Genomic DNA, 12,053 nt, shown 5'->3' on the forward strand with positions numbered 1-12,053 from the left:
GGAGTCCTTCCGGGCTCGTCCCGAGGAGCATACGTTCATCGTCGAATTAACTCAACACTTGTTGAGAAAATGGGGAGACCCGATAGATTGGGCTCATGACAGCGGACGCCCCGACCGGCCGGACAGCACGCGTCGGCCGCCGGCCGGGCAACGCCAGCACCCGCGCGGCCGTCCTCGCCGCCGCCAGCTCGCGGTTCGCGAGCGACGGCTTCGCCGCGACGACCATCCGCCGGGTAGCGGCCGACGCCGGAGTGGACCCGTCCCAGGTGATGCAGTTCTTCGGCTCGAAGGACGACCTCTTCGCGGCGGCGATGTCCGTTCCCTCGTCTGCGCTCCGGCGATTCGACACGGCGTTCGAGGGCCCCGACGAGCACCTCGGGGAACGCGTCGTGCGCGCGTTCCTCGAAGCGTGGGAAGGACCGGCCGACGAGTCGGAACCGCTGATGGCCATGCTCCGCGGGGCGATCGTCAACGAGCAGGCGAGCACGCAGCTCCGCGACTTCATCCAGGCCCGACTCGTCCACGGCGCCCGGCACGGTCGCGACGGCGTGGCCCTGCGGGCGGGCCTCGCGGCAGCCATGCTCGTCGGCATCATCACCAGCCGGCGCATCATCGGTGTCCCCACGGTGGCCGACGCCGATCACGAGCAGCTGGTCGCGACCGTCGGGCCGGCCATCCAGCTGATCCTCATGCCCGGACCGTCGGCGGGCCCGGCTCACCCACCGGCTTAGGCGGATCGCCGACCTTCGTCGAGGCGCTCGTTCAGGATCATCGCGGCGTCGATGAGCGCCAGGTGGGTGAAGGCCTGCGGGAAGTTGCCGAGCTGTTCGCCGGTGGGGGCGATCTCCTCGGCGAAGAGCCCCAGGTGGTTGGCGTAGGTGAGCATCTGCTCGAACGTCAGCCGGGCCTCGTCGAGCCGCCCCTCGCGCGCGAGCGCATCCACGTACAAGAAGGTGCAGAGGGAGAAGGTGCCCTCCGAGCCGCGCAGGCCATCCGGAGAGGCGGCAGGGTCGTAGCGGTAGACGAGGCTGTCGGAGACGAGCTCGGCGCCCATCGCCGCCATGGTGTCGTGCCACATCGGGTCGTGGGCGGAGATGAATCCCACCTGCACCATCTTGAGCAGGGAGGCGTCGAGGGTCGGCTCTCCGTACTGCTGGACGAACGCCCGCCGCTCGGCGTTCCAGCCGTGCTCCATGATCTGGTCGTAGATCGCATCCCGCTCGGTGCGCCAGCGGTCGACCGGAGCCGGACGCCCCCAGCGCGCGGCCAGCCGGATCGCCCGGTCGAACGCGACCCAGCACATCAGACGACCGTAGGTGAACGCCTTGCGGCCGCCCCGGGTCTCCCAGATGCCCTCCTCGGGCTGGTCCCAGTTGTCGACGAGCCAGTCCAGGATGCGGCAGATCGCGAGCCAGCCCTGCTGACCGACCTCGATTCCCGCGAGATCGGCGTGGTACAGCGCATCCAGGGCCTCGCCGTAGATGTCGAGCTGCAGCTGGCCGGCCGCACCGTTCCCGATCCGGACGGGATACGAGCCGCGGTACCCCTCCCACCCCTCGACGATCTCTTCCGACAGGTTCGGGTCGCCGTCGATGCGGTACATGATGTTGAGCGGCCCGGTGGGCCCGCCGTCGGCCTCCATCACCCGGTCGCGAAGCCAGCGGCCGAACGCGACGGCCTCGTCGCGGAAGCCCAGCTTCACCAGGGTGTTGACGGAGAAGGAGGAATCCCGCACCCAGGTGTAGCGGTAGTCCCAGTTGCGCTCGCCACCGACCTGCTCGGGCAGGCCTGCGGTCGGCGCCGCGACGAGACCTCCGGTCGGGGCGTAGGTCATCAGCTTCAGGGTGATCGCCGACCGCTCCACCTCTTCGCGCCAGCGGCCGCTGTAGGCGGACTGCGAGATCCACTCCTGCCAGAATCGCGCGGTGCCGTCGAACAGCGCGCGGGCCTCCGCGACCCCGACCGCGCGCGGCGGCTCGCGCGTGCCCGTCTCCAGCACGACACCGCGCTCCTGCCCCTGGGTCAGGACGACGGATGCTCTCACGTCGCCGTCCCCCGTCTGCTCGGCGCGTGCCAGACGCTCGTCGCCGGGGTCGCGGATGAGGCTCATCGTGAGCGTCGTGTCTCCCGCGTCGAACGTCGCGCCGTCGTCCGTCACCGTCAGGATGTGTGGCGTGCGCCCGTAGTCGAACCGAGGCGCCACCTCGATGTCGAACTCGATCCGGCCCCGCACGCACCGGATCAGCCGGACCAGGCGGTGCGTCTCGTGGGCTTCGCCGTGGGCCACCGGCATGAAGTCGACGAGCTCGCCGACGCCCTCCTCCGTCAGGAACCGGGTGACGAGGATCGCCGTGTCGGGGAAGTAGAGCTGCTTCGCGTCGAACGCGTCGGCTCGGGGCCGCGCGCTGAAATGGCCTCCGCGCTCCTCGTCGAGCAGGGAGCCGAAGATGCTCGGCGAGTCGAACCGCGGGCTGCAGAACCAGTCGATCGTGCCATCGGTCGAAACCAGGGCCGAGGTCTGCAGATCGCCGATCAGACCGTGATCCGCGATCAACGGGTATTCGCTCATGATGACCCCTCACGTCGACGGCCTCTGCTGAGCGGATCGTAAGCCCCGGGAAGGCGCCGCGGGGAGGGGCGGATACTGGGCGCATGACGTCCATCCGCATCCGGCGCTGGTCCGAGCCCGACGCGCCGCTCCTGGTCGCGGCGAACACCCCGAACATGACGGCCCACATCGCAGGACCCGAGACGGACGAGCAGGTCGCCCAGCGGCACCGCAACTACCTGCGGTTCTGGGAGGAGGATACGGCGCACATGTTCGCCGTGCTCGACGGCGACGAACCGGTCGGCGGCATCGGCTGGTGGCGCATCGACCGGGGCGGCGTCGCCGCGGCCGAGACGGGATGGTTCGTGCTGCCGCGCGCGCAGGGGCGGGGTGTCGCTCATGCGGCTGTGCTGCTGACGATCGAGGACGCAGCCGCTTCACTGGCGCGCGGGACCGATCTGTTCGCGTTCCCCTCGGTCAGCAACGGGCCGTCGAACGCGCTGTGCGCGGGAGCCGGATTCGAGCTGCGGGGCGAGGAGGACTTCCCGTTCCGCGGGCAGGTGCTCCACGTGAACGTGTGGGCGAGGCCCCTCGGTCGGTGAGAGGTGCCGGGCGGCTACGAGGTGCCGCGCCCCTCCTCCTGATCGCCGAAGGTCGGGAGGGCGAAGTCCGGGAGGGCGGTGAGGCCCGCCGTCAGGTCGTCGAGGTGCGCGACCGTCTCGGGGCTGAGGATCTCGGGCCACTCGATGTCGACGTCTTCGGAGACCATCTGACTGGCGGGTCCGAGCAGGAGCCTCAGCTCGCGCAGCTCCCCGCTCGCGTCGCGGCCGGGGAAGTCGATGACGTCGGCCTGGCTCGCGCCGGCCAATGCGGCGCCGTAGTCGAGGATGGCGTCGGCGATCCGGTCGCCCGTGAAGATCGAGGTCCCGCCGTAGATGATCTTGCGCATGGCACGAATGTCCCCCGGTGCGGCCCCACATTCAAGGGGGTCGCGGGTCTCAGTGCGCGGCCCTGCGGTCTAGCGTCGTCGCAGGTCGCCGGCGGCCGGGCAGTCGAACGGGTCGCGGGCGGCGAGGCCGACCCGGTTCAGGTACTCGATGACGATGGCGTACGAACGCACCAGGCTCGTCTCGGTGTACGGGATGCCGTGGGTCGCGCAGTGCACGCGGGTCAGCTCCCGGGCCCGTGCCAGGGACGGGCGCGGCATGGACGGGAACAGGTGGTGCTCGACCTGGTGGTTGAGGCCGCCCATCAGCGCGTTCATCCACCAGCCGCCCTTGATGTTGCGGGAGGTCAGGACCTGCTTGCTGAGGAAGTCGACGCGGGACCCGGTCGGCAGCAGCGGCATGCCCTTGTGGTTCGGGGCGAACGACGCACCCATGTAGACGCCGAAGACGGCGAGCTGCACGCCGAGGAAGGCGAACGCCATCCCGAGCGGGAGGAAGAGGAAGACCAGGCCGAGGTACACGGTGAGGCGGACGGCGATGGCGGTGAGCTCCTGCGAGCGGCCGACGGTGGGCCGGCGCTCCATCAGCGAGCGGACCGAGGTGACGTGGAGGTTGACGCCCTCGAGCATCAGCAGCGGGAAGAAGAAGTACCCCTGGCGGCGCGTCATGGCGGCCATCAGGCCCTTCTGCTTGGCCGCGTCCTCCTCGGTGAAGGAGATCGTGTCGAACTCGATGTCGGGGTCTTTGCCGACGGTGTTCGGGTTGGCATGGTGACGGGTGTGCTTCGTCATCCACCATTGGTAGCTCATCCCGACCATCCAGGTGGCGAGGAAGCGGCCCACGCGGTCGTTGACCGGGCCGGACGCGAAGATCTGGCGGTGCGAGGCCTCGTGGGCGAGGAACGCGAACTGCGTGAAGATGATGCCCAGCGCGCCGGCGATCAGGAGCTGGAACCAGGAGTCGCCCAGCAGGACGAAACCGGCGATCGCTCCGCCGAGGCCCGCGGTGAGGAGGGCGAAGATCAGAATGTAGAAGCCGCGGCGGCGCTCGAGGAGCCCCTGCGAACGGATCTGCCCGAGCAGTTCGTTGTACGTGCTCGTGACGGGCTGCCGGCCCTCGGGTCGGACCTTGGTGCGTTGCACCGGTCCGAGAGTGGATACGGTCATCGTCTGCCTCCGCTGGTGTCGATGCGACTTCTCAGCCGAGGTATGGACGGAACGCCCTAGATATTCATAACGCTACGCGGCGTAGCTGGAGATTGGCGGCGAAGACGCCCCGTGTTCCACGGGGCGTCTTCGACCGATCAAGCGGGTCGGATGTTCGACGCCTGCGGGCCCTTGGCGCCCTGCTCGACGTCGTACTCGACCTTCTGGTTCTCGTCGAGGTTGCGGTATCCGCCGGTCGCGGCGATCGCGCTGTAGTGGGCGAAGACGTCGGCGCTCCCGTCATCCGGGGCGATGAAGCCGAAGCCCTTTTCCGAGTTGAACCATTTGACGGTGCCTGTAGCCATCGTCTCTCTCTTTCGTGATGGTGAACCGTGTGAACGATTCCGTGCCCCGCGCCGAATGTGGAGCGGGCGAATGTGGGTGCTCGGGATCGAGCACGCGTCGGTGGGGATGAAGTGCAATGTGGTGGGGAGGAACAGGAGCTCCTGCGCGGCCTCGACCGTGGCGGCGACGCCGACGGCCCGGGACTGCTCGTCGAGGACGGCGAACCCGTCGAGGACGCGGTGGGCCATTCCGGCGTATTCGCCGGATCGAGTGGCCACCCAGACGTCGTCGTCGGCTTGTCGCCAGGAGGTCGCGGCGGGTGCCGCGTGTTCGAGAATGCTTGTGATGGTGTTCCTTCGGCGCCTGGTCGGCGCACTGTGTGCGGATGGTGACGGCCGGCTCAGCAGAGGGGCTGCGTCACGTCGGGGATGAGTAGAGGGGCTGCTTCGGAGAGAGTCAGCGCGAGGAGGGCGGGTTTCGGCGCGATTCGCCGGCACCGCTGGTCGAGCGGCCGGAATGTCCCGGCTCGAGGTACTACCAGTGGGAGCACATCGCTGTGCGGACATGAGTCAGCATACACGGATGGGCTGGGAGCTCCGCTCAGAGCCGTCGGATGGTGAGGGATTGCTCCGCGAAACCGACCGCGCCGTCGCGGTCGTGGAGCACGGAGCGGGTGACGCCGAGACCGGTCGAGCCGAAGACGACCTCCGTGTCCAGCCCGAGCCAGCCGCCGGCCGGTTCGCGGTGCAGGTGGACGGTGAGGTCGACGTTGGGGAACATCCACTCGGTCGGATGCCGCCGGACCGCGACCCCGTTCGCCGTGTCGACGAGCGCGAGCCAGGAGGCGACCGGTTCGACCGGGACGCCGGCGACGAGCTCGCGCGTCGTCGACAGCCAGACGGTCGCACGCCCGGGCTCCGGTGGACGGATGGCGCGGGCATCGAGCGAGGCGACATAACCGCCGCGCCACACATCGGTCATCGGCCAGCTCGGCGCCGACTCGGGTGCCGGGAGGCTCTCCGGTGCACCGCCCGCCACCTCGGAGGTGTCGAACGCCGAGAGCAGCCAGGCCCGGGCCTTGACGGCGGCCCGCCCGCGGATGACGGCGGTCGCCTCCACCAGCTCGATCGTGCGGCCCGGCCGGATCGTCTCAACGTGCACCTCCACCGGCTCCAGGGCGAGGAAGCCGAGGATGTCATAGCTGATCCGCCCGAGCTGCAGCGCCGACCCTGACCGCTCGGGGGCATGCCGCAGGATCTCGTGAGCGATCAGGCCACCCAGCGGGCTGAAGTGGATCTCGTCGTCGGCCCACGCGCCGCCCGCCTCGGAGGTCGGGGTGAAGGTGTGCTCGCCCGCCTGGTGGAAGTATGCCGTCGTCGCCATGTCCCCAGACTATGTCGAGAGCACGGAAGCCCGGCACGAGGCCGGGCTTCCGCTGCTAGGTGGCGTTTTCACACCGGGGCGAGGGTACGACACCGGGGTGCGGGTGCGCACGGGGTTGACAGTGCGCTCACGACGGTGTCGTCGGGAGAGGCTGCCGGCATCCCTCCCGCGCTCAGAGCACGTCGTACATCAGGTGGGTCGCGGTCGACGAGACGGTCACGGACCGCTGGACGAGGGCTCGCGTCGGGCCGGGGGTGAAGAGCGGCGTGCCCGCCCCCAGGATCAACGGCGAGAGATGCAGCGAGAGGATGTCGACCAGCCCCGCGGCGAGCGCCGACCCGATGAGGGCGCCGCCGCCCATCAGGACCACGTCGAGGTCCGCGTCGCGGGAGGCGGAGGCCGCCTCGGCCCGTTCGCGGGCGGCGGCGATCGCGTCGACGAGGCCGGTCGTGACGAACGTCCAGTCCAGCCCGGTCAGCCGCACCGACGCGGGGCGCTCGGAGGTGACGACGACGAATGGAGGTTTGCCGACCTCCCCCGCGCCGTAGCCCACCTCGTCGTTCCAGCCGCCGGGGCCGTCGACGACGTCGAAGAGGTTGCGCCCCATCACGACCGCGCCCGAGCGCACCATCCCCTCCTGGAGCTGGCGCTGATCGTCGGGGTCGTCGGAGAACGCCCAGTTGTGCAGAGGCTTTCCGCCGGTGCCGAGGCCGTTCTCCGGGCCGGCGTCCGGTCCGGTCACGAAGCCGTCCAGGGAGATGGTGATGTCTGCGACGACGCGGGTCATGACGCCGCCCCCCGGGCCAGCAGTTCGTCGAGCTTCTCGTAGCCCTCGGTCACGCCGTACTCCATGCCCTCGGCGATCATCCCCTCCAGCGCCTCCTTCGAGGTGAAGACGGACCGGCTGACGAGGCGGGAACCGCCTCCCGGGAGGGATTCGAAGCGCATGCGGTCGAGGCTCACCTCAGCGGGTGCGCCCAGGTACTCGAACGTCTGGATGATCAGCTCGTTCTCGACCACGGTGTGGATGACGCCGCGGAACCCGTAGGTGTTGCCGTCCGGGTCGGTCTGCTCGAACCCGTAGGCGCCGCCCGTGCGGAAGTCCCAGTCGGTGATGACGCTGTCGAGCGCGCGCGGGCCGACCCACTGCACGTACAGCTCGGGGTCCGCGTGGGCGCGGAAGAGGGCTTCGACGGGTGCGTCGAACTCGCGGGTGAGATCGGCGTACGACGTGCCCGGGACGACGTCGATGACGACGGGGTTGCTCATGACTCCTTCTCCTTCGTTCGGTGTTGCAGTGCGTTCGAGTGCTCGGCCGGTTGCGGCGCGAGCACGGCGTCGAGGCGGCGGTAGCGGGCCTCGGCTTCGAGCCGGTAGCGGTCGATCCACGAGGTGAGGCGCTCCAGCGCTGCGGCGTCGAGGTGGACCGGGCGGCGCTGCGCGTCACGCGTGCGCCACACCAGCCCGGCCGACTCCAGCACGCCGATGTGCTTCGACACCGCCTGCAGGGTGATGTCGAACGGCTCGGCCAGCTCGCCGACCGTGGCGGGTCCGCGGCTCAGGCGCGCGATCATCGCGCGCCGCACCGGATCCGCGAGTGCGGCGAAGGCCGCGTCGAGCGCAGCGTCTTCATTGTGATCAACCATTTGCTTTATCAACCTTTCGGTTGAGTAAAGAGTACGGCTCGACCGAGGCCGCGTCAAGAGTCACGCCGCGAGTGCCCCGTCAGACCCGCCCGAGCCATTCCAGCAGCCCGCGGTTGAAGGCCTTCGGCTGCTCGATGTTGGCGGCGTGGCCGTCCTTGCGGATGACTGCAGAGCTGCCGCGCGGCGTGAGGGCCGCGGCCGCGGCAGCGTGCGCGCTCGGCCAGAATTCGCTCTCGGCGCCGGCGACGAAGAGCACGGGGACGGTCGTCGCCGCGATGGCCGGCCGCCAGTCGGCCGTCGCATGGTCGTGCAGCAGGGTCAGCTCGCCGGGTGTGAGCGTGCGGTCGCCGCCGCCCTTCATCGCGCTGAGGAGGCGGACCAGCCGCATCCCGCGCCGGGCCAACGGAGTGCCACGCCCGGTGTCCGGGATGCGCTCGGCGAAGTACGTGTCGCGGTTGGTGTCGTCGTAGCCGTAGAAGCCGTACGGCCAGTCGGCGGAGTTGAGCATCTTCGCCGTCTGGTCCACGATCGCGACCGCGCGCACGCGCCCCTCCCCGTGCTGCGACAGATACGACCAGATGGTGTTGCCGCCCATCGACCCGCCGACGAGCGCGACGTCGTGAAGGTCGAGTGCGTCGAGGACGTTCGCCACGTCCTGTCCGCGCCGCGCCATGTCCACCCCGGCGGCCGGGCGCTCGGCGAGGCCGTGCCCGCGCAGGTCGACTGTGAAGACGCGGTAGCCGGCCCCGGCGAGCGCCGGCACCTGGTAGAGCCAGCTGACGGCGGACGCCTTGAAGCCGGCGAGGAGGAGGACGGGGCGCCCGGCCGGGTCGCCGTGCTCGGTGTAGTCGAGGCGGACGCCGTCGTCGGCGGTCAGGGACGTCATGGGGTCACCTCTCGGCAGTGGCGGGCTCGGTGGCGGACTCGGTGGCGGGCACGGTGGCGGGGAACGCCTTGCCCGGGTTCAGGATGCCGTGCGGATCGAGCGCGTCCTTGACGGCGCGGTGCATCCGCAGCACGGTCGGGCTCAACTCGGCCGCGGCGCCGGGGAGCTTGAGCAGGCCGACGCCGTGCTCGCCGGTGACGGTGCCGCCGAGCTCACGGCACGCGTCGACGATGCGGGTGAAGGCGGCCTCGGCACGGTCCTTGGCGGCCGCATCCCCCTCCGGCGCGATGATCAGGGGGTGGAGGTTGCCGTCGCCGGCGTGGGCGATGTTCGCGATCACGACGTCGGCCTCGGCGGCGATCCGCTCGATGCGGGCGAGCATCTCCGGGACGGCGGAGCGCGGGACGCAGACGTCCTCCGTGAGAACCGGCCCGAGGCGTTCGAGCGAGGGATACGCGAGCCGACGGGCGAGGAACAGGCGCGCCACGTCGTCCGGATCGGTGGCGCGCTCCACTCCGGTGCCGCCGGCGTCGGCGAAGAGCCCGGCGATGCGGCCGGCCAGCTCCTCCCCCGCCGCGCCGACCTCGTCGACGGCGGCGAGCAGGAGGACGTCCGCCTGCTCGGGCAGCGTCCACCCCTGCCACTCGGCGACCGTGTGCAGGCACATCCGGTCGATGAGCTCCAAGGCGGACGGGACGATGCCTGCCGCCGAGACCGCGGCGACCGCCCGTCCGGCGTCGGTCAGCGACGGGAAGTAGCCGATGATGGCGCGCTCTTCGCGGCCGCCGAGAGGCCGCAGCTTCACCGTGACGTCGACCACGATGCTGAGCGTGCCCTCCGACCCGACCATCAGGGCCGTGAGGTCGTAGCCGGTGACGCCCTTGGCCGTCGTGCGGCCGAGCTTCGCGACGCTGCCGTCGGCCAGCACGACCGTGAGCCCGAGCACGTAGTCGCGGGTGACGCCGTACTTGACGCAGCAGAGGCCGCCCGCGTTGGTGGCGACGTTGCCGCCGATCGTACTGATCGACATGCTGGCCGGATCCGGCGGGTACCAGAGCCCGTGCCCGGCGACGTGCTGCCGCAGGTCGTCGTTGATCACACCGGCCTCCACGACGGCGTAGCGCTCGTCGGCGTTCACCTCCAGGATGGCGGTCATCCGCTCCAGGGAGAGCACGATGCAGCCCGCGGTCGCGTTCGCGCCTCCCGAGAGCCCGCTGCCCGCGCCCCGCGGCACGACCGGCACGCCCAGCCGCGCGGCGACCCGCACGGCCGCGACCACGTCGTCCACCGAACCCGCCAGCACGACCGCGGCCGGCTCGCCGAACGCGGCCCACTCGGCGTCATCGTGGCTGTACCGGCGCAGCGCCTCCGCGTCGGTGAACAGGGCTTCGGGAGGGAGGACCTCGCGGAGGGCGGAGACGACGTCGTTCATATGTCCGCATGGTATCCCGCGCACCTTCACGCCATACTGACCCCATGAGTCAGACCGGGTCCCGCACGGGAGAGAACTCCTTCGTCACCTTCCTGAAGCGCCGATGGCTCGCCATCGTGCTCGTCGTGCTGCTCGTCGTCGTCGCGATCCAGAACGCGGTCGGCGCCGACACCGCGACGATCTTCCTGCTCTGGGGTCAGCTGAAGATGCCCACCTGGGCCCTCGTCCTCATCGTCTTCGTCGTCGGGGCGATCGCGGGCTGGATCATGGCGCGCAACCGCGCGGCGCGCAAGCGGCGCTGACGCACTAGCCCGCGCCGGTTGACGCGCACCCGGGCGGGGGGTTCGGTGGGGGCATGGTCGCACTCATCATCATCCTGCTCGTCATCTGGGCCGTGCTCGCGGTGCTCGGCTTCGCCATCAAGGGTCTGCTCTGGCTCGCCATCCTGGGTCTGGTGCTCTTCGTGATCACCGCGATCATCGGCTGGCTGCGGCGGACCGCCAACCGCTCCTGACGAACCGGCACCGCCACGCGCCGCCGGATTGAGATCCGGCGGTGCTGAATCGCATCGCGCTGCGCTGTTGGACATCCCTCCGCCGACCCACGAATCTGGAACCATGGCCTACGAACCCGCCCCGAACCGTTACGACAGCATGCTCTACCGCCGCACCGGCCGCAGTGGACTCGACCTGCCCGCCCTGTCGCTGGGGCTCTGGCAGAACTTCGGCGACGACCGGCCGATCGAGACGCAGCGCGCGATCGTGCGCCGTGCGTTCGACCTCGGCATCACGCACTTCGACCTGGCGAACAACTACGGGCCGCCCTATGGCGCCGCCGAGATCAACTTCGGCCGCATCCTGCGCGAAGACCTGGCGCCCTTCCGAGACGAGCTGATCGTCTCGTCGAAGGCCGGCTGGGACATGTGGCCCGGCCCGTACGGTCAGGGCGGCGGGAGCCGCAAGTACGTGCTCGCGAGCCTCGACCAGTCGCTGACCCGGCTCGGGCTGGACTACGTCGACATCTTCTACTCGCACCGGCCCGACCCCTCCACGCCGCTCGAGGAGACGATGCAGGCCCTCGACACCGCGGTGCGCAGCGGCAAGGCGCTGTACGTCGGCATCTCGTCGTACGGCGCCGAGGAGACCCGTCGTGCCGCCGAGATCCTGCGCGAGCTCGGCACGCCGCTGCTCATCCACCAGCCGTCGTACTCGATGCTCAACCGCTGGATCGAGACGGAGGGACTGCTCGACGCGACCGCCGATCTCGGCGTCGGCGTCATCGGCTTCACCGCTCTCGCCCAGGGGATGCTGACCGACAAGTACCTGAACGGCGTGCCGGAGGGCTCCCGCGCCGCGGCGGGCGGCTCGTTCGACGAGAGCTGGCTCACCGATGAGGCCGTCGGCCACCTCCGCGCCCTGAACGACATCGCCGGCGCCCGCGGCCAGACGCTCGCCCAGCTCGCCCTCGCCTGGGCACTGCGCGACGAGCGCGTCACCTCCCTCGTGACCGGCGCGAGCAGCGTCCACCAGCTGGAGCAGAACGTCGCCGCTCTCGACCGTCTCGACTTCAGCGCCGAGGAGCTCGCCGCGATCGACGAGCACGCGGTCGACGCGGGCGTCGACCTCTGGGCGGGAGCCCGGCGCGGGGAGGCCTGAGCCACCACCCCATATCGCACGCCGGAGCGGCTCCGTACCGGAACCACTCAGGCGGCCATGTGCAGA

Annotated in this window: 15 protein-coding genes; 5 read left to right on the forward strand and 10 right to left on the reverse strand. The window is 70.3% G+C overall.

What is annotated here, in order from left to right; all coding sequences use genetic code 11:
* Positions 1-95 precede the first annotated feature (95 nt).
* Positions 96-731, forward strand: coding sequence for a TetR/AcrR family transcriptional regulator (locus tag FHX33_RS16480; RefSeq protein WP_183428738.1), 636 nt, complete (start codon positions 96-98; stop codon positions 729-731).
* Here the strand turns inward: FHX33_RS16480 and FHX33_RS16485 are convergent.
* A complete protein-coding gene (locus FHX33_RS16485; protein WP_021764539.1) occupies positions 728-2,569 on the reverse strand; it encodes a glycoside hydrolase family 15 protein in 1,842 nt (613 codons plus the stop codon). The two genes, FHX33_RS16480 and FHX33_RS16485, sit on opposite strands and share 4 nt — an antisense overlap.
* Positions 2,570-2,652: 83 nt before the next feature.
* Between FHX33_RS16485 and FHX33_RS16490 the strand changes: the two genes are divergently transcribed.
* Entirely contained in the window at positions 2,653-3,150 is a 498-nt protein-coding gene (locus tag FHX33_RS16490) for a GNAT family N-acetyltransferase (RefSeq protein WP_021764540.1), read from the forward strand.
* A 14-nt stretch (positions 3,151-3,164) separates the two neighbouring features.
* On the opposite strand, the gene FHX33_RS16495 is transcribed toward FHX33_RS16490, so the two are convergent.
* The 9 genes from FHX33_RS16495 to FHX33_RS16535 form a co-directional block, all read right to left on the reverse strand.
* On the reverse strand, positions 3,165-3,497 hold the full coding sequence (locus tag FHX33_RS16495) for a hypothetical protein (RefSeq protein WP_021764541.1): 333 nt from the start codon (positions 3,495-3,497) through the stop codon (positions 3,165-3,167).
* A gap of 69 nt (positions 3,498-3,566) precedes the next feature.
* Positions 3,567-4,661 (reverse strand): fatty acid desaturase family protein, encoded by a 1,095-nt coding sequence (locus FHX33_RS16500; protein ID WP_021764542.1) that lies wholly within the window; start codon positions 4,659-4,661, stop codon positions 3,567-3,569.
* 137 nt (positions 4,662-4,798) lie between these two features.
* Positions 4,799-5,005, reverse strand: coding sequence for a cold-shock protein (locus FHX33_RS16505; RefSeq protein WP_039923385.1), 207 nt, complete (start codon positions 5,003-5,005; stop codon positions 4,799-4,801).
* 580 nt (positions 5,006-5,585) lie between these two features.
* A complete protein-coding gene (locus tag FHX33_RS16510; protein ID WP_021764545.1) occupies positions 5,586-6,368 on the reverse strand; it encodes a thioesterase family protein in 783 nt (260 codons plus the stop codon).
* 172 nt (positions 6,369-6,540) lie between these two features.
* Complete coding sequence (locus tag FHX33_RS16515) at positions 6,541-7,155, reverse strand: dihydrofolate reductase family protein (RefSeq protein WP_021764546.1); 615 nt, start codon at positions 7,153-7,155, stop codon at positions 6,541-6,543.
* Positions 7,152-7,637 carry an SRPBCC family protein gene (locus FHX33_RS16520; protein ID WP_021764547.1) on the reverse strand — a complete coding sequence of 162 codons (486 nt, stop codon included), beginning with the start codon at positions 7,635-7,637 and terminating at the stop codon, positions 7,152-7,154. Before FHX33_RS16520 ends, FHX33_RS16515 begins: the two co-directional genes overlap by 4 nt.
* On the reverse strand, positions 7,634-8,014 hold the full coding sequence (locus tag FHX33_RS16525) for an ArsR/SmtB family transcription factor (protein WP_021764548.1): 381 nt from the start codon (positions 8,012-8,014) through the stop codon (positions 7,634-7,636). Before FHX33_RS16525 ends, FHX33_RS16520 begins: the two co-directional genes overlap by 4 nt.
* Positions 8,015-8,093: 79 nt before the next feature.
* The gene (locus FHX33_RS16530; RefSeq protein ID WP_021764549.1) at positions 8,094-8,900 is read right to left on the reverse strand and encodes an alpha/beta fold hydrolase; all 807 of its coding nucleotides are present in this window, start codon (positions 8,898-8,900) and stop codon (positions 8,094-8,096) included.
* Between the two features lie 4 nt (positions 8,901-8,904).
* Positions 8,905-10,332, reverse strand: a complete 1,428-nt coding sequence (locus tag FHX33_RS16535) for an FAD-binding oxidoreductase (protein ID WP_183428739.1) — start codon at positions 10,330-10,332, stop codon at positions 8,905-8,907.
* Between the two features lie 44 nt (positions 10,333-10,376).
* Here FHX33_RS16535 and FHX33_RS16540 point away from each other — a divergent pair, with 44 nt between their 5' ends.
* From FHX33_RS16540 to mgrA, 3 genes are all read left to right on the forward strand, one after another.
* Positions 10,377-10,634, forward strand: a complete 258-nt coding sequence (locus FHX33_RS16540) for a LapA family protein (protein WP_021762670.1) — start codon at positions 10,377-10,379, stop codon at positions 10,632-10,634.
* A gap of 53 nt (positions 10,635-10,687) precedes the next feature.
* Positions 10,688-10,846: a hypothetical protein gene (locus FHX33_RS16545; protein WP_021762671.1), complete on the forward strand. Its 159-nt coding sequence runs from the start codon at positions 10,688-10,690 to the stop codon at positions 10,844-10,846.
* Between the two features lie 103 nt (positions 10,847-10,949).
* Complete coding sequence (mgrA, locus tag FHX33_RS16550; protein WP_021762672.1) at positions 10,950-11,987, forward strand: L-glyceraldehyde 3-phosphate reductase; 1,038 nt, start codon at positions 10,950-10,952, stop codon at positions 11,985-11,987.
* The last annotated feature ends 66 nt before the right edge of the window (positions 11,988-12,053 follow it).

Origin of the sequence: Leifsonia aquatica (assembly GCF_014190775.1) — a bacterium.
Lineage (GTDB): Bacteria > Actinomycetota > Actinomycetes > Actinomycetales > Microbacteriaceae > Leifsonia > Leifsonia aquatica.